Annotated in this window: 12 protein-coding genes; 5 read left to right on the forward strand and 7 right to left on the reverse strand. The window is 39.6% G+C overall.

Going from position 1 to position 17,657, the window contains the following annotated elements:
• Nucleotide 1: 1 nt before the first annotated feature.
• A complete protein-coding gene (locus QT327_RS24435) occupies nt 2-2,914 on the reverse strand; it encodes a PD-(D/E)XK nuclease family protein (protein ID WP_289554209.1) in 2,913 nt (970 codons plus the stop codon).
• Between the two features lie 23 nt (nt 2,915-2,937).
• Complete coding sequence (locus tag QT327_RS24440; RefSeq protein WP_130854621.1) at nt 2,938-6,282, reverse strand: UvrD-helicase domain-containing protein; 3,345 nt, start codon at nt 6,280-6,282, stop codon at nt 2,938-2,940.
• A gap of 49 nt (nt 6,283-6,331) precedes the next feature.
• Here QT327_RS24440 and QT327_RS24445 point away from each other — a divergent pair, with 49 nt between their 5' ends.
• Together QT327_RS24445 and QT327_RS24450 are read left to right on the forward strand one after the other, a co-directional pair.
• Nucleotides 6,332-6,826: a thioredoxin family protein gene (locus tag QT327_RS24445; RefSeq protein ID WP_289554210.1), complete on the forward strand. Its 495-nt coding sequence runs from the start codon at nt 6,332-6,334 to the stop codon at nt 6,824-6,826.
• A gap of 108 nt (nt 6,827-6,934) precedes the next feature.
• On the forward strand, nt 6,935-7,297 hold the full coding sequence (locus QT327_RS24450; RefSeq protein ID WP_013664604.1) for a TM2 domain-containing protein: 363 nt from the start codon (nt 6,935-6,937) through the stop codon (nt 7,295-7,297).
• 19 nt (nt 7,298-7,316) lie between these two features.
• On the opposite strand, the gene QT327_RS24455 is transcribed toward QT327_RS24450, so the two are convergent.
• Entirely contained in the window at nt 7,317-8,867 is a 1,551-nt protein-coding gene (locus QT327_RS24455) for a glycoside hydrolase family 10-like protein (RefSeq protein ID WP_289554211.1), read from the reverse strand.
• Between the two features lie 240 nt (nt 8,868-9,107).
• Between QT327_RS24455 and QT327_RS24460 the strand changes: the two genes are divergently transcribed.
• Nucleotides 9,108-10,076: a DUF8428 domain-containing protein gene (locus QT327_RS24460; RefSeq protein ID WP_149105147.1), complete on the forward strand. Its 969-nt coding sequence runs from the start codon at nt 9,108-9,110 to the stop codon at nt 10,074-10,076.
• An 11-nt stretch (nt 10,077-10,087) separates the two neighbouring features.
• Here the strand turns inward: QT327_RS24460 and QT327_RS24465 are convergent, their stop codons facing one another.
• The 4 genes from QT327_RS24465 to QT327_RS24480 form a co-directional block, all read right to left on the reverse strand.
• A complete protein-coding gene (locus QT327_RS24465; protein ID WP_289554212.1) occupies nt 10,088-13,810 on the reverse strand; it encodes a sensor histidine kinase in 3,723 nt (1,240 codons plus the stop codon).
• Nucleotides 13,811-13,903: 93 nt separating this feature from the next.
• Complete coding sequence (gene fabD, locus QT327_RS24470; protein ID WP_289554213.1) at nt 13,904-14,791, reverse strand: ACP S-malonyltransferase; 888 nt, start codon at nt 14,789-14,791, stop codon at nt 13,904-13,906.
• A gap of 50 nt (nt 14,792-14,841) precedes the next feature.
• Entirely contained in the window at nt 14,842-15,483 is a 642-nt protein-coding gene (gene folE, locus QT327_RS24475; RefSeq protein WP_041387150.1) for a GTP cyclohydrolase I FolE, read from the reverse strand.
• A gap of 20 nt (nt 15,484-15,503) precedes the next feature.
• Entirely contained in the window at nt 15,504-15,917 is a 414-nt protein-coding gene (locus QT327_RS24480) for a 6-pyruvoyl trahydropterin synthase family protein (RefSeq protein ID WP_130854615.1), read from the reverse strand.
• Between the two features lie 92 nt (nt 15,918-16,009).
• Here QT327_RS24480 and mqnB point away from each other — a divergent pair, with 92 nt between their 5' ends.
• A complete protein-coding gene (mqnB, locus tag QT327_RS24485; protein WP_130855140.1) occupies nt 16,010-16,624 on the forward strand; it encodes a futalosine hydrolase in 615 nt (204 codons plus the stop codon).
• Between the two features lie 106 nt (nt 16,625-16,730).
• Complete coding sequence (locus QT327_RS24490; protein ID WP_130854614.1) at nt 16,731-17,588, forward strand: 1,4-dihydroxy-6-naphtoate synthase; 858 nt, start codon at nt 16,731-16,733, stop codon at nt 17,586-17,588.
• Nucleotides 17,589-17,657: the final 69 nt, after the last annotated feature.

The following is a 17,657-nucleotide window of genomic DNA, read 5'->3' on the forward strand; positions in this document are numbered from 1 at the left end:
ATTAATATTCACTTTCGATTTCAATATCTTGATCTACACCTGACCGAAAGAATTCCTGATAGTGATCATTATAGGGTAAATTAATACGCGGATCATGTTTGAAAGGTATTTGTTGGTTAAAAAGGTCTTCTAAAACCTGTCTTAAGCGAAGCTCAAATGCTTCTTTAAAGCTGGACAAACTTGCTTCTGAAAGCAGAAATTTACTGCCTCTTGATTTGGTATAAAACAAACTACCTTCTTGCCTTAATCTTCTTGCCACATACAGGTTCGGCTCCACCCCTATCTTGCCGGTTTTTTTCTCATAGATATACGTATAAAAGAGTGTTTGCAAGAGGGCTTTATTGAATTTTCCTGAAGATGGATCAAAAAGGGAATCGATATCGGTGTAGTCGAGCGCATCGCTTCCTGTTTTATAATCTACAATACGGATTTTCCCATCTTTTTCATCTACGCGGTCAATGATTCCATAGAGTTTAACAGATGATTCTTTCCCGTCGACTGTAATTGGAAAGTCAATGACATAATCTTGTTTATTCTCCAACTCGATAATCGTAAAGGGTGTATTCTTTAAATCATGGTGGATGAAAATCTGTGCATATTCTTTAACGATTTCAAGCACGATTTTTTCTGTGCTGGATGGGCTATTTATGTCAAAATAAGCAGGATTGCCATAAAAATCTTTTGCCGTTGCCTTCAGACACAAATGATCTAACCGGCTCAATTGATCTTTTATCCGTTGTGCGGTGATATGCGGGCTTACACGTTTAAGTTCTTCGTAAAACCATTGCATGATTTCATGTATAATGGAACCGATCCTATTTGCTTCAAAATCTTCGGTTAACAATTGGGGTTCCTTTATCTTAGCTACGTATTTGAGGAAGAAAAGAAGAGGAGATTGAAGAAAGGTTGTGAATGCCGTTGCCGAAATACCGGGACGTAGGCTATTGTCACGGTTCAAATAGGACTGCAAAATCTTCCCAATCTCATTCACCTTTTTTATTTCCATTGCGGGGGGCGCTTCGTTTGTTTTAATTATTTGTTGCTGCTTTAATTCGATGAAATTAAAGTGACTTTCGAATTGTAGTTGTTTGACAAATCGACTAATCTCTCCCGAGCTGTTTTCATCCACATGGCCATTATAAACAAGTGTAATTTGTTCGGCTCGCTGCATGAGTCGGTAAAACAAATAAGCGGAAAGTGCCTCTTGATTTTCCAGTACGGGGAGACCGTGAGCTCGGCGAATAGAATCAGGGATAAAAGTCGCTGAAGAGCTTGTTTTTGGTAAAATGCCTTCATTAACACCTAGTATATAAATTTCTTTAAAATCAAGATTTCTTGTTTCAAGAAGACCCATAACTTGTACACCGGATAAGGGATCACCCTCGATAGCAGCCGTTATTCCTTGCAGCGATTTCCTGATCAACGAAATTGTAAATTCGACGCTGAGTGAGGGGAGTGTGCTCAATGCATCATAGAGTTGGTTAAGTATCTTGAATACTTCTGTAAAAATAGCCGCGTCGGGATAAGTTAATAGCTCTTTTTCTTTTCTGATCTGGAAAATTTCGCGAATAATTTCCTGCAGGTTTTTGATTAGATATCTTCCGTCGGTTCTTTTGTCAAAGAAAGAGGTCCGGCTTACCGCTTGTAATTCGACAAGGGGTACATTTATATAATGATTGGTGTATATGAGTTGCTGAACTTGCTCTTTGATGGGATCAGGTGTATGAATAAGGGGATGGGAAAGAAAAATTTCGACATCTTTATAATATATAAGATCGCTCTTTTGCTGCAGATATCGTTCTTGTATCCTTAACCATAAGTCGACAATTCCATAGATTGGAGATTGTGAAATTGGAAATCCCATGGTTATATTAGTCTCTATTGATACCGGAATGCTTTGTAATGTTGGAATTAACAAACGTTCGTCTGCTAACAATACTGCTGTCAGGCCCTGACTGATAGCATCCGTGGATTTTTTATCAACAAGGAAGCTATCCAACAGCTTTGCCTGTGCCGTATAGCTTGTCGTTTGGACGATCTTAATATTTTGGTTACGATCTGCTAGCTGATTAAACGGGGCACCGAGTGCATGAAGCAATCCATGGCTGTTTAAATTACGACGGAGAAAAGCGCCGGCCTCTTGCTGAACGTCATCCAAATAGTATCGATCTACATCGAAATAAAAAAGTGCACGTTTCGCTTTTTGCCATTTTTTAAATAAGAGCGCTTCCGCTTTGTTCAAGGCATTAAAGCCGACGAAAACTAATTGCTTAAATTGGTATATATAGGACGGACTGGTTTCATCCCCTTTAGCAAAAGAGCGATAAAATTGGGAGTTCGTAGCTAGTCCACGTTCTTTTAATGCCTGATGAAAATCCGTATAAAGCAGTGGAAGTGTTTTCCAAAGTTCAATAAAACGATCCTGTATATAACTGTGTTTTTCGCTGTTGAAGGTCGACCAGAATTGAGCCATAAACGATAATTGTTCTTCCGAGAAATGAGGGAACTGTTTTTCTATTAAGGCAATATCGTATAATTCGGTATAGACCTCATTCGGTTCAACGAGGTCGTAGTCTAATTGAGCAAAATCATTTAAGATAATTTCGGCCATAGGATAGAATCGCTCTATACTCATTGTTTTTCCATCTATGCGTTGCTGGATGGCGTTGTAGCATTGATAGAGCGTAAGAATTTGAGTCAGTTTATCGGCCTCCCGCTCAACAAAAGCGTTATTGAAAAATTGTTGAACAGTAAAGAAAGAAGGACTCCAGATTGGTTTACCGATAAGCTCAGCTAAGTACTTCTTCATATACATTTCAGGACGCTTATTATTGAATATAATAGCAATATCCTTTAACTCTGAACCAAAGCGAGCGATTAAATCATTTGCAACTTCTTTTAAAAATGGGATCATTGTAAGCGAGATAAAGAGAAAGATTAAACTTCTACCAACCGGTTATTGAATGCATAAAATAAAAAGGTGCGTATATTTGGGTAACCCATTTCCTGTAAGTTCTGCTGGTATTCTTTCACCTGGGCAATATGTTGAGGTCTTTCCATTCCGGTAAACTTAAAATCCAATATGATCGTTTCATGCTCTCCAATTAATACTTTATCCGGGCGTAACACACTTCCGTCTTTCGTTATAATACGTTGTTCATTCAGACTTTGATAAGGCTTGTCCAAAAGCGCCGCTAATTGTTCATTATTACGAAGTCGTATGGCCTCGTCAAGTAAAGTCATAAGCTCATCTTTTGTAATCAAGCCCTCACTTTGCATTGCATGGAGATAATTTGGAAATTCCGCTATTTCAGTTGTCAGGGATAACAGCTCATGCAGCAATAAGCCTTGACGTGTTGCTGCGTTCTGTTCGCCCAGCGACAGCAGTTCCTTTTTTATTTTTCGGTTGTCTAAGGCTTCCTTTAACAATTCTGAAATAGGATATTTATTAAAGCTCCAATTGTAATTGGGTGGGCTTTCCCAGAAATCGATACACCCTTCTTGGTATTTAACCGGAAGTATAGGGGATTTTTTTATATCTTTAAAAGGCGTTGTTGATGGATAAACAATGCCATGGCTATATTCTATACCGAGTTCGTCGCTATGTAGTGCTAGTACCGAGCGGAGCACATCCGCAATTAAGGAGTCACTTTCTTTTCCTTCTTTAATATCAGGCGCACTTATATAAAGTTCCTTTCTGGCACGCGTAGTAGCTACATAAAGTAGGTTTAACGCATCCATATAGTTGAAAAGCATTTCTTCCAGGTATGCCTTGAATAGCGATGATTTGACCAGCATACTGTTGTATTTTACGGGAACACTTCGAAGAATTTCATAAGAGGTGCCACTTGTATCCACCCAAAAGTTGCTGTTAACCATTCCGTCAAGTTCCCAAGAGCAAAACGGAATCATTACAACATCAAATGCCAGGCCTTTTGACTTATGAATAGTCATAATTTCTACCGCATTACTGCCTTCGTTTGCCGGCAATGCCTTCGTTTTTCCTTCTTCATCCCAATAACTAAGGAAGGAAGCGATGCCGCGTTCGCCCTGCGAACTAAATTCAGCTATAATGTCCCTAAAGGCTATTAAATAAGGAATGGTGGCTTCATCATGGGTTATTCCATAGCCATTGATCAACGATTCAACTAATTCTGTTAAAGGGTGTTGTTGCCATACGTACCAATTATTAATGACAATAGGGGGCAAGATCTTTCCCCAGACTTTAATATCGTATTGCGTGGCATTTAACCAAATCGAGGCTTCGTCCTCTTGATTTAATCCGTAAACTTGTTGATAAAGAAGGAGGCAATTTGCTCGATAAAGCGAGGCCTCCTCTACGGGTGTAATCATAGCTTTCAGCGTGTTAATAAGCAAGCGTATGCCGGGATTGTTGACCAATAAAAGCGCATCTCCCGAGATTACCTCGAACTTATGAGATTCGTCCAGTTCCTTCTGAATGTGAAGTAAATACTCGATAATTTCGCGGGCCTCCGTGTTGTTTCGTACCAGAATACCTATTTGGCGAGCTTGGTATCTGCCCTCAGTCAGCCAATTGATAATCGTGTCGGATAGCGCTTTTAAAGCTGCTGGTTTAATCTCTTTACCGCGTGTTTTTGCGAAGGAGCTCGTAACGGGAAAAAAAGAAACGGTAACCCTCCCTCCTTCTTCGCCTTTGTCGGAGGGGATTTTTTGGACGGTTTCTGCATAGGCGTCGGTTAATATCTGTGTATATCCCGAAGCCTGCCACCATGAATTATATAAGCTATCACCTATTTCGGTGTAAATCTTATCATTTATTATTTGTTGTAAAAGTTTAGGTGCTTGAGTAAATAAAAAATTGTTGAATTTAATGATATTGGGAAGGCTTCGATAGTTCTCTTGAAGCGTCTGAAAACGGATGTGATGATCGCCTAAATCTCTTGTGGACTGATATTGTAGAATCCGCCAGTCGCCATTTCGCCAACGATAGATGCTTTGTTTAACATCACCTACAATGAGGTGATGGGGAATCGATCGGTTCCCTTCTGTACTAGCCAGCGCATTCACCAACAGAGGTTGAAAGTTATACCATTGGTTCGACGAAGTATCTTGAAATTCATCGAACAGAAAATATTTATAACGATTCCCGACTTTCTCATAAATAAAAGAAATGTTTTGGTCCTGATGGCGATTGATTTCTTTCAGGAGATTTTGTGCATCACTAATAAGAGAGACGTCATGCTCTGCTCTGTAATCAGCGAGTAACACGCTCATTTCTTTTAGTAGACGTAGGTAGTAAAAATTAGCCTGAACCGCTTTTGCTAAAAAGTAAGTGCGACTATGTTCTTCTTTATAGTTTAGAATCTGCCGCAAAAGCGGATTCAGTTTATTATACAGGTCGGATACAGCCCCACTGACGCCATTCTTTTGCCACTTTTCCGGATTATCAATATAATCGGCAAACTTGTCGATGGCTTCTAAATTATCGGGAGCCAAGGACGGGATTTTAGGAATCAGGTTTTGCGATTTACGTAGAAAAAGGTCGCTTGATACCCCCGAGCTATTCACTATTTCGGTCGCAATTTTTAACAAGCGTTCGATTTCTTTTTCAAAACGAGTAATGAGTTCGTCCGAAAGATCGCTAATCGTTGTGAAAACCACTTGTCGATCAGCTTCGCTCAGCTGAGAAATGGCTTCGTCAAAAGGATGAAATCGTTCTTTGAAAAGTTCATCGGCAAGTTTTTTCAGTACCGTTGTATAATTCCAATTCCTGTCGTTCTCTATCTGCTTTCTGGCGTAATTGATAATCCACTGTAGCAAGTCATCACGATCGTTCAATAGTTTATTGAGCCGTACTACCAAATCTTGCTTCACTTTATCGCTATTCATTTCCAAGCGATAGGCTGCATTTAAGCCCAGTTCGAAGCTAAAACTTCTAATAATCTTTTGGTAAAAACCGTCGATTGTACTGATGGCAAATCGACTATAGTTATGTAAAATTTGCCTGTAAACCTCCATCGCTTTTTGCTGTATATCTTGCCTGGAGAGTTGTGGATGGGCCTCTAATATAATATTGCGATAAGATTCGACCGCTTCGCTGCCTAGCGCGAGGCCTTCAATGACCGTTAAAATGCGGTGTTTCATTTCGGCAGTAGCCTTATTGGTAAAGGTGACGGCTAGAATTTCCGAAAAATGAACTTTACTAGTGAAGAGCAGACTGATGTAATGAGCGGTTAAGCTAAAAGTTTTCCCGGATCCGGCCGAAGCCTTTAATATTTTTACTGGAGGAAGATTGGCCATATTAAACAAAACGCTTTACTTTGTAAAGTACGTAAATTTATTCAGCGTGATGAAGAAAATCCTGGGTATATTCTTTATTTATATTGTTTTTGTTTTACAAGTAGCTGCACAGCAAGAAAGACAGAAATTGTACCACCCTGAAGCAGATGCACAATCTGAAATACAAGCAGCTGTCGAAAAGGCAAAAAAAGAAAGAAAGCATGTTTTTATCCAAATCGGAGGAAACTGGTGTGTCTGGTGCTTGCGATTTAATGAACTGGTTACCGGAAATGATACATTGAAGAATTATATACAACGTAATTATGAGGTTGTGCATGTGAATTATAGTCAAGAGAACAAGAACGAAGCCGTACTAGCTTCCTTAGAGTATCCACAGCGGTTCGGGTTTCCGGTATTTGTTATTTTGAACGAAAAGGGGAATCGGATTCATACCCAGAATAGTGCCTATTTGGAAGAAGGAAAAGGACATAGCGCCAAGAAGGTACTTGAATTTTTGGAGAACTGGTCACCCACAGCATTAGACCCGAAATCGTACAAGCAGTAATTTTTCAGGAGGATGTCTCGTGATGGAAATAAATGACGTATCATACTTTACTCATGAAGTTATGTAACAAAAGTGCTATATTAAGCTCCAATATTAAAAGTAAAGGTAATGAAAGAGCAAAAAATCTTGATGATGATTCCGGATATTGCACCGGAGGAAATGATATTTTTAAGGAGCGCTTTACAAGCTATTAAGGAAGAGAATGCAGAAGAATTTCTTTTTCTTTACAAAGGGAAAAGAAAAGGGACGCAAGAAGTGATGCTGATGACCTTAATAGGCTTTCTTGGCATTGCAGGCATCCAACGCTTTATGCTAAAACAAATCGGCATGGGCATATTATATCTTTTGACCTTTGGCTTTTGTTATGTCGGAACAATTGTAGATCTCATCAATCACAAAAGGCTTACGAGCGATTATAACGAACAAATGGCTCTTGAAACAATGCAGCTTATGCAAATCTATCGCGCTTAACTCCAAAGGGTTGCATTTGTCAGTTAGGTATCGTAGTCTGCATATTCGATGGCCCGCTTTCGTTTTTTAAGCGATCAATAGCTGTTATGACATAAGTGTATCGCGACCCTCCTCTGACAGCCTGATCGGTATAAAAGGTTCGATTGGCATCAAAGATTATTTCCAGGATATTTTGAGCATTATTTAAATTAATTTCCTCCCCTTCGTCAAATCGATACACAACATAGCCATAGGCCGTTTCCCCATCGGTTGCCATTGGGGGTTTATCCCATCGTAAGGATACACCGCCGGTAGTTAAATTATGATAGAGGAGATTTTGTGGAGCCAATGGAGGAATACTATCGAGCCAGGGCATGGTAGGCTGGAGGGATTTGTATCGATAGAAATTGTATTGTAAGGAATCCCTAAAGCCACCAAGATTATTCACAAGTGATTTGGAGCTAAAATAAACACTTCCTTGTATAGCCGAAAACTTCCTCAAGTGGCGAATTTGATTTGGAAGTTGACGTCTGTCCCTCCAGCCCGTGCTATTGTCCGCGGCTCGATAGGCGGCTTGTCCAATATATATATGCTTGCCGTAGCCATTTGTACTCCACCAATCGATGAGTATTTCATAGGCCGCAGCGCGATTATTAAAAGGGAAATATATCTGCGGATTAATATAATCAACCCAGCCATTTTGGAGCCATGTTCTTGCATCAGCGTACAATTGAGAATAACCACTTAAACCGGAAGTTTCAGAGCCTTCAGGATGTTGTTTTTTATTTTGCCAGATACCAAAAGGACTGATACCGAATTTTACATATTTCTTTTCGTGGTGGATACTATCTGCCAATGTTTTTATCAATTGATTGACATTATTTCTTCGCCAATCATCTATCCTTGAAAAGCCTTGTCCATAGCGTTGGAAAGTATTTGCATCGGGAATAGATTGTCCCCCCGCTGGATAAGGATAAAAATAGTCATCAAAATGAACGCCGTCAATATCGTAGTTTTTAACAACGGACATAATTACTTCCACAATGTACTTTTTTACTTCGGGGATCCCTGGATTGAAGAGCTTTTTTCCTGCATAAGTGAAAAACCAGTCGGGATGTTGTTTGCTAATATGACTGCTACTAACATTTGCTTCGTTTAAGTCGAAAGTAGCACGATAAGGATTAAACCAAGCGTGTAGCTCCATTCCCCTATTGTGGGCTTCTTGTATGGCAAAATCCAAGGGGTCATATAAAGGATTGGGAGCCTGTCCCTGGCTGCCGGTTAAGAAGCGTGACCACAACTCCTTTCCCCGTGCATATATTGCATCGGCGGAGGGCCTAACCTGTAGAAATATAGCGTTAATGCCCGCCCGTTGATGGGCATCTAAGAGCCGTAAAAGCTCTTGTTTTTGGATGTCTGATGACAGGCCGGCTTTACTTGGCCAATCTATATTGACAACAGTGGATACCCAAACACCTCTTAGTTCTCTCTTAGGAATAGGATCTGTACTTTGTGCTTGCGTACTCAAGCAAAGAAATGGTAAAAGGTAAAATAAGAAGCCTAATGATTTATTAAAGAGGTGAATGTTCATCAAATATACAGTATTTGTTTCAGTAGCTTTTCTTTATAAAAAGCTGTAAAGATAAGTATAGTATTGAGTATGAGAAAAAAATTGAGCAAAAGTGTAACTGCTGATCGCGGTATGTATTGATAATAGTACAGGCGAAGGTTTATCACCATGAAAGCATACTGATATACTGCTTTTTTAGGATAATTGTTGTTGGAACAATTTTTGCTAATCGTTTTGAGCCTAATGTTTAAACGTACAAAAATGGAAGAGAATGATATAGTCTATAAACCGTCTGTTAAACTAGATAACAATCGGGGTGTTGAGCAGCAAGTAGACGTACAGGAACGAGGAAAAGACAATCCAAAGATTTATTTTTTCATTTTCGCTATTTTAGCGTTACTAGCTACGAACATTTATTTTTATATTAAATATAAGAGTTCCAGCGAACAACAAACAACGATATTGAGTGAGAAAATTCAGATGGAGACCGAGCTGGATAGGATCGAAGTGGAGTTGGACCGCGTTACCAAAGAAAACCTGAATTTAACGGAATCCTTAAAAGCAACACAAGATAATGCGCGGACCAAAATAGAGGAATTGCGTGCAAAACTGACTCAAAACGAATTGAATCGTACCGAGCTTCAAAGGGCGAGGGAGGAAATTGCCGAACTGAGAGGAGCAGTATCTAGGTATACAAAGGATATCAAGCAGTTGAAAAACGAAAATGCGTTATTGGTATCGGAGAGGGATCGTCTGAAAGAGAGTGTTACTACAGCGACAAAGAAAGCAAGCGAGCTGGAGAATATTAATAGTGAACTTGAACATAAAGTAGAAATTGCTACGGCATTGAAGCTTTCTTCGATCAATATAAATGCAGTTAGAGAACGAAAAAGCAACAATGAAAGTGTAGAGACCAAAGCAAAACGTACGGATAAGTTAAAGATAGAGTTTAGTATTGCCGATAATCCACTTGCAAAAAAAGCGATTTACGATGTTTACATCAGAGTGATAGAACCCAATGGAAATCTGTTGATTACAGAGAACCACATTTTCGAAGTAGACGGCGTAGAGATGCAATATACAGACAAGACGGGAATAGAGTTTTCAAACGACGGAAAACTTTATACGATTGAGTGGAAAGGCGCTGAAAATTTTAAACCTGGAACATACACCATTGTATTATATACGAATAAGGGAACCATGGGAAAGGGGACCATTCGACTGACGTAAAAACGGAAAGGTCAGAGTGGTATTTCTATAAAAAAGGTCGTTCCTTTACCGATTTCTGTTGAATAGCTGATCGAGCCTTTCATACTTTCAACGGTTTGTTTTACGAAAGCTAAACCCAGTCCGGTACCGGAGCTTTTGGTCGTGAAATTTGGCTGGAATATGCGGTCTCGAACCTGTTCATCTATTCCATTTCCATTATCTTTAATGGCGATAATCAACAAGCTTTTATTTCTTTTCACAGAGATATGGATTAAGCATTTTCCGCGGCCAGCCTTTGCTTCTATCGCGTTTTTAATGAGGTTGCTAAAGGATCTTCGGAGTTGGTCTTTGTCTCCTCTTACCATCACAGATCCCTCTCCCTGGTTGCTGAAAGAAATCTCAACGGCGGCGGTGTTGTTGTAGATCGGTATTATTTTTTCTATTGTATCGATAATATCCACGTCTTCAAGCTGTGTGTCGGGCATTTTCGCAAAATTTGAAAATTCGGAGGCAATAGTGGATAAACTATCGATCTGCTCAATGAACGATTTACTAAAGCGCTTGAATTTTTGGTCAAAATTAGGATCATTTTCCTTCCACGAGCGTTCTAGTAATTGCACACCGAGTTTTAAAGGCGTTAGCGGGTTTTTTATCTCGTGAGCCACCTGCTTAGCCATCTCCCTCCAAGCAGACTCCCTTTCAGATTGCGCTATTCTGTTAGCGCTTATTTCCAAAGCCGCAATCATGTTGTTATATTCTTTGATTAAGGAGCCGATTTCATCGTTTCTTTTCCAGAAAATGGGCTCATTTGTTTTTCCGATAGAAGTTTTTGCTAAACTTCTCTGAACCAGGCTTAAAGGCGAGGTAATCCGGTTAGCAATAAACACGGCAAATAATCCTAAAGCGACTATTACTAGTGCGTATATATTTATCAGCGTACTTAGCAACATCCCTATCCGATCCGCAAATTCCTTTTCGTCAGAAAAATAAGGAAGGCTTAAATAAGCAATCGTTTCGTCCTGATCATTTTTTATAGGGGCATAAGCAACCGGGTATTCTAAATTGCCGATCGCTTCCTTATGGAAATATTCAGATCGCCGGAATTTGGACATATGCAACCAAGCTTTGGCGTTCATGTGTTTTGACGTTAAGCCCAGGTCGTAAATCTTACTTTGGGTAGTATAAAATAAAACACCTTCTGTATTGTAAAGACTGATATCGGTTGCGTTTGAAGTTGCGGTATTGTAAAGTTCTTTTTCAATTTCGGGATTTTTGGCTTCGGTATTTTTAAAGGCGGAAGATTCCAGCCCGGATGTAATGGTTTCTAAACCGGAAACCATTTGATTAATGCGTTTAACTGTATTTATTTCCTGTTGGTGTGCATATTGATTACTTACACTGAAGAAGGTAATAACGCCGGCGATAATCAAGGTAATTACAACAGCCGAAACAACAAAAGCTTGTATACGTGTCCGATAGAGGATCTTATTTTGTGTTATCCAAAAAGAGCGCCTTACTGTTCGAAAACTGAAATCATAATTTTTAAAAGTTATAATCAACCATTGTGAGGCATAGACCGTAACCGCAAAAACCAGGAGTACAAGGAATAGAAAGGACAAGGAGGCTAATTGCATCCAAAGGCCTTGCCGATCTTTGCTTAATACCATTAATATATGTTCATTTGGTCGATACATGAGTTCCCCTCCCCCATTGACCGTGTTTACCCGGATAAATTGAAAACGTTCTTTTGGATAATCACGATCGTTTGCAGGAAAAAGGTGATCCCCGAATTGATTGAGCAACTTTCCGTTCCGGTAAAGGGCAAAGGAATATTGCTCTAGATTTTCTTGCTTATTAAGTCGACCATTACTCAGGATTTCAGGAAAGGATGCATAACGCTCGAAGGCCTTACTTGTCAATTCAATTAATGTAGTGCCCACCTCTTTTCCATCGGCAATAACCGGGATTAGACCAAAATATAAAAGGCTCCCGAAATTGTTGTTAATGCGATAAAAATATTCCGAAACCTTGATGGAACCAGATTCCACCTTTTCTTTGTAATAAGCTAATTTTTGAACATTCTTAACCTCATTGGTGAAACCTTTTTTCAGTTCATATATGTTAAATTCGTAGCGAGAAAGGTAACCGCTGAAATAGGTTTGTTTGATGTAATCGTTCAGCACATGAACATTATACTTTTGAGGTTGTGAGAAATAGTTTATTAGATAATGATCTTTCGCAACCGTATTTTCTATGCTGTAAAAAATAAATACAGCATCCGGGTCGTCTGCCGACTCCAAGCGCTGCAAGATTAATTTCTGGGTTTCCAGTTCTTTATCATTAATAAACTTAGTCTGATTTAAGGATGCAATCCACGCAAAAAGCAGCAGGGTGGTAATGAATACAACCAAGTTAAAATCTTTCTTGCTGAAGAAAGTTAAGGCTCGCAGTAAAATGATGCTGCTAAAAAGAAAGAAGGATAAGGTCAGTTCATTTATGAAAAGAAGAGTAACGCTGTAAACAACAAGTGTTATAAAAGACAACGTGAACCATTGGCGTTTGTGAATATCAAAGCTTAAACTAACTGCCATCAACACTTCCAACAGTAAATAAAGGTTGAGTATAACCAGGCATAAAGCAGAGATTCCCAGCCAGCTAAAAATGTTGAGTTTCAAAACATTCGTGACATCGAATTGAATATTTGAATTTCCGATTAACCCACTAAAAACCTGAACAATTTGAGAACTGATCAGATAAATAAGAAGTGATGATATTACAAAAAATACTACTTTTAAAAAAGTATTGATGGAAGGCCTCTTTACAAAAAGCTGAAATCGATAATTGTAGATATAGCACATAAACCAGGCACCGGCAATTACATTCAATAAAAAGGCACCTAAAGAGGGGAAAACAAAGCTTGAGGCATAATATTTCGGATCAAAAATCTCGTTAAAAAAGTGAGTGGCGAGTAAACCATTAGATAAATCGAGGTATCTTGTCAGGATAAAAAATGAGAGAAAGGCCAAGGCTGACAACTTTACTTTTCCTTTACCTGCCATCCACGCGCAAACGCTGTTCATTAGAACGGTTGCAAAAAACATAGCGGCAAGCCACATCGCCAGCTCTAACTTGGAGAAGAGCGTATTGTATGTCTGTTGTTTCAGCTTCACCGAAAACAGGTATTTCCCATCGCTACTTCGTATATTATATACAGGATTATCGTCGTAATTGGCAATCGTCAGATTCTGGCTACGGATTAAATCCGGTGAAAAGTCCTCGTTGAGATAATCGTTTTTTAGTGCATATTTCGATTTAATAGGAATTAGGCAAACTACAGAAAATCCACCTTTTGATCTTTTAATCGCTTCATACCAACCATTATCTGCTACAATTAATGAGCTTCCTTCGGGTAATCCGGCATCTGATTGCGGCACGATCTTATCGGAGCCCCAAAAGGTCAGCTCGCTATTGGAATAGGTATATACCAGAACTTTTTTCTTTTCCCCAAAATATTGAACAACGTGCGCCGTTAATTTCTCATTGTTTTGAATGTCTTTAAGCGCATTAAAACTGGCACTATCTTTAAGAAAAGCTTTTATGAAGAGTTCCTTTTTATGTAGGTTCTGCTCGATCCGTTTTGCCTCTATCCGTAAAATTTCTTCCTTTCTGAAAGTTAAATGAATAGTTAGTGCCGTGCCAATAAAGCAGAGTGTTAGTACCAGAAGTAATACCCGTATTTTTAAAGAGTTATTCAAAGTAAAAAGTATTGCTTTTGGTAAAAATATGAAAAAACCTCATACGTATAAAGAAAACGTATGAGGTGTAGAAAGAATACGGTATCCGTAAATTTAGGGGAGCTGAGCAGCGGCGGTCTCTGCTTGCCTATTTACCTTCTTTACCAGTCCCTGTAACACATTTCCCGGACCTACTTCTGTAAAAGACGTTGCCCCATCGGCTAACATGTGTTCAATAGTTTGTGTCCACTTAACGGCACCGGTTAACTGCGCAATGAGATTTTCTTTAATTTTAGCAGGATCGGAATAGGCTTTGGCATCAATATTTTGATATATCGGACAGATCGGTTCTTTGATGGACACTTTTTCAATGGCTTCTTGCAATTCTGCGCGTGCCGTTTCCATTAATGGGGAATGAAAAGCGCCTCCGACATTTAATTTCAACGCTCTTTTTGCGCCCGCCTGCAATAAGAGTTCACAAGCTTTATCGACTCCCGCAATCGTTCCGGAAATTACCAATTGTCCGGGACAATTATAATTGGCAGGAACAACGACGTCACTAACGCGCTGGCAAATATCTTCGACCGTAAAATCGTCCAAGCCTAAAATAGCAGCCATGGTCGAAGGCTGAATCTCGCAAGCTTTCTGCATGGCGTTGGCCCTTTTGGATACTAAGATAAGACCATCTTCAAAGCTTAGCGCTTGGGCTGCCACAAGTGCTGAAAACTCACCCAATGAATGTCCTGCTACCATTTGTGGATCAAATTGATCGCCGAGTGCTTGAGCTAGAATAACGGAATGTAAAAAAATTGCGGGTTGTGTAACGTTCGTTTTTTTAAGATCCTCTTCTGTTCCTTCGAACATTATATCCGTAATACGAAATCCCAAGAGTTCATTTGCCTGTTCAAATAGATTACGGGTATTTTCTTTGTATTCGTAAAGATCCCGTCCCATTCCTACAAATTGGGCTCCTTGTCCAGGGAATAAATAGGCCTTCTTCATGCGTTTATGATTGTTTTAATGGATAATTAAGGAAAGAAAGATAAAGCAAATTAGTCTAGACTAGCGGTTATCAGCCGCAAGAACTCAGCTCTCGTGCGTTCGTGGGCGAATTCTCCGGTAAATGCAGAAGTAGTGGTAACCGAGTTCTGTTTTTGTATACCTCGCATAGCCATGCACAGGTGCTTGCATTCGATTACTACCGCAACTCCAGCCGGATTCAATGTTTCTTGAATACAATCCCTTATTTCATTGGTAAGCCTTTCTTGTACCTGCAGCCGGCGGGCAAAAGCATCTACTACCCGCGGGATTTTACTGAGACCAACAATGTGTCCCTTTGGAATGTAGGCAATATGTGCCTTTCCGAAGAAGGGTAAAAGGTGATGTTCACACATTGAATAGACTTCTATATCTTTTACGACCACCATTTGGCTATAATCTTCTTCGAACATAGCGCTTTTTAAGATGGCAGCAGGATCGATATCATAGCCATGGGTTAGGTATTGCAAGGCTTTAGCAATACGCTCGGGTGTCTTTAATAGGCCCTGACGTTTTGGGTTTTCGCCAAGTTGAGATAGAATGTCTTCGTAGTGGTTGGCTATACTCTCAATTTTATCGGTGTTATAACGATCAATTTTTACATAACCATCAAGCTCCTCATCATCCAAAGGGGCTTCGTTATTGTTAATATTCATCGGATTGTTCCTCATTATTATTAGTTTCCAAAATATTCCACCGAATTGTTTTCGGTTTCCTGAAGTTTTATACTATGCAGTTGTGCGCCTGCCGTCTCAATAGGGCTTTTGAGCTGGTTGAAGATCTCTACGGCAAGAACTTCGGTAGAAGCCATTTTACCACGCATAAAATCCACGTCCAAGTTTACGTTTCGGTGGTCCAGCTTTTCGACAACGTGTTGCAAAATAATAGTCTTAAGGATTCGTAAATCCATTACAAACCCGGTGGTGGGGTCTATCTCGCCCTTGATGGTAACAAATAGTTCATAGTTATGACCATGCCAGTTAGGATTGCTACATTTACCGAAGGTCGCTTCGTTTTCTTCCAAGCTCCAATCGTCGCGGTATAATTTATGGGCTGCACTAAAACGCTCTCTACGAGTAATATAAATCATAATCAATTATTAGCCCGCAAAGATAAGCTTAATAATTTTAACATTTTAGGATTTTGATGGATGAAAATCATTATATTGCCTTTCTATTACTTATGACCAAATGTTTAATAGTTGCAGCAACCGCTGCAGAGATAGGGCCCTTTATTCAATCTCTAGAAGGGAAGGAGCAAAAACCGGATATCTTAATAACAGGTGTTGGCATGGTTGCTACCGCTTTTGCCTTGGGAAAGACCTTACATAACAAAAGCTATGATTTTGCGATTAATGTTGGGATTGGCGGGTCTTTCTCAAGGGATATCGGTCTTGGCGACATCGTTTTCATTGAAAAAGACCTGTTTTATGAATTGGGGGCAGAAGATGATCTGCAGTTTTTATCGATAGATGAACTGGGTTTTGGGAAGGCTGCGTTTCGGGCGATACCGGGCTTCCCCGCAGATCTTATCGGAAGGTTTAGAAGCGTAAGCGGGCTAACCGTCAACAGGGTTCATGGAAATGATAAAAGTATTAAGCTTGCACTGGAAAGGCAACAAGCGGAAGTTGAAAGTATGGAAGGGGCAGCGTTCTATTACGCCTGCGAGCAAATAATGCTACCTTGTATACAGATACGAAGCATATCCAACTATGTTGAAAGGCGTAATCGGGAAAATTGGCAGATCGGGCTCGCTGTCAAAAATCTAAATGATTGGCTCATCTCTTATTTTAACTAAACAGCATCTTTTGAGATAAAATGACATTCTAAACAAGAAAGATGCTGCGGGTTCTGCTACTTTTGCCATGGATGTTCACATGAGATAGAACGTAAACAGAAAAGCAATGAATTTGACACTTGGATTTTCTCCCTGTCCCAACGATACTTTTATTTTTGATGCTATGATCCATCACAAAATTGATACGGAGGGATTAACTTTTGATGTATTTTATGAGGATGTAGAATCCTTAAACCATAAAACATTTGATGGCACGCTTGATATTAGCAAGCTAAGTTTTCATGCCTATGCTTATGCGCTTGAAAAATACGTCTTGCTGGACGCAGGAAGTGCTCTGGGTTTCGGCGTCGGCCCCTTGCTTATTTGCAAAAAGGAGGAGCTGGTGCAGCAAGTGCTTCAGGGAAGGGACGAACAAGTTATATCGGATTTAAAAGTTGCAATACCGGGGAAGTATACAACGGCGAACTTTCTGCTTGGTTTAGCCTTTCCTCAGCTTCAAAACAAAGAGATACTCGTTTTTTCCGAAATAGAACCAGCGTTATTGAAAGAGCAGGTCGACCTTGGTTTAATAATTCATGAAAATCGTTTTACTTATCAAGATAAAGGGCTGCATAAGGTTCTCGATCTAGGCGATTTTTGGGAAAAAGAAGCCGGATGTCCCATTCCATTGGGAGGAATCGTAATAAGAAGAGATATACCGAATGATATCAAAATGAAGGTCAATCGTATTCTAAAAAGAAGTGTAGAATATGCTTTTGCACATCCGGATTCCGGCATTGATTTTATTCGTCAACATGCGCAGGAAATGAGTGAGGAGGTCATGTATAAGCATATTGAATTGTATGTTAACAAGTACTCGCTTAATTTGGGACAAGAAGGCAGGAAGGCCGTACAGGTTATGTTTGAGAAAGCACGCCAGTTAAATTTAATACCTGCGATCCGGAAAAACTTGTTCTTAAATTAGCAAAAAATGCCTTTTGATCCGTTGGCCTAAACAGAAACATGTTTTTGTTGTTCTAAAACTGAAAATACT

This window comes from Olivibacter sp. 47, from assembly GCF_030372825.1.
In the GTDB taxonomy this organism is placed as follows: domain Bacteria; phylum Bacteroidota; class Bacteroidia; order Sphingobacteriales; family Sphingobacteriaceae; genus Olivibacter; species Olivibacter oleidegradans.

Bases quoted from the DNA above. Each gene is read 5' to 3' on its own strand.
- QT327_RS24435 (WP_289554209.1), bottom strand. From the start codon at position 2,914: ATGATCCCATTTTTAAAAGAAGTTGCAAATGATTTAATCGCTCGCTTT.
- QT327_RS24440 (WP_130854621.1), bottom strand. From the start codon at position 6,282: ATGGCCAATCTTCCTCCAGTAAAAATATTAAAGGCTTCGGCCGGATCC.
- QT327_RS24445 (WP_289554210.1), top strand. From the start codon at position 6,332: ATGAAGAAAATCCTGGGTATATTCTTTATTTATATTGTTTTTGTTTTA.
- QT327_RS24450 (WP_013664604.1), top strand. From the start codon at position 6,935: ATGAAAGAGCAAAAAATCTTGATGATGATTCCGGATATTGCACCGGAG.
- QT327_RS24455 (WP_289554211.1), bottom strand. From the start codon at position 8,867: ATGAACATTCACCTCTTTAATAAATCATTAGGCTTCTTATTTTACCTT.
- QT327_RS24460 (WP_149105147.1), top strand. From the start codon at position 9,108: ATGGAAGAGAATGATATAGTCTATAAACCGTCTGTTAAACTAGATAAC.
- fabD (WP_289554213.1), bottom strand. From the start codon at position 14,791: ATGAAGAAGGCCTATTTATTCCCTGGACAAGGAGCCCAATTTGTAGGA.
- folE (WP_041387150.1), bottom strand. From the start codon at position 15,483: ATGAATATTAACAATAACGAAGCCCCTTTGGATGATGAGGAGCTTGAT.
- QT327_RS24480 (WP_130854615.1), bottom strand. From the start codon at position 15,917: ATGATTTATATTACTCGTAGAGAGCGTTTTAGTGCAGCCCATAAATTA.
- mqnB (WP_130855140.1), top strand. From the start codon at position 16,010: ATGACCAAATGTTTAATAGTTGCAGCAACCGCTGCAGAGATAGGGCCC.
- QT327_RS24490 (WP_130854614.1), top strand. From the start codon at position 16,731: ATGAATTTGACACTTGGATTTTCTCCCTGTCCCAACGATACTTTTATT.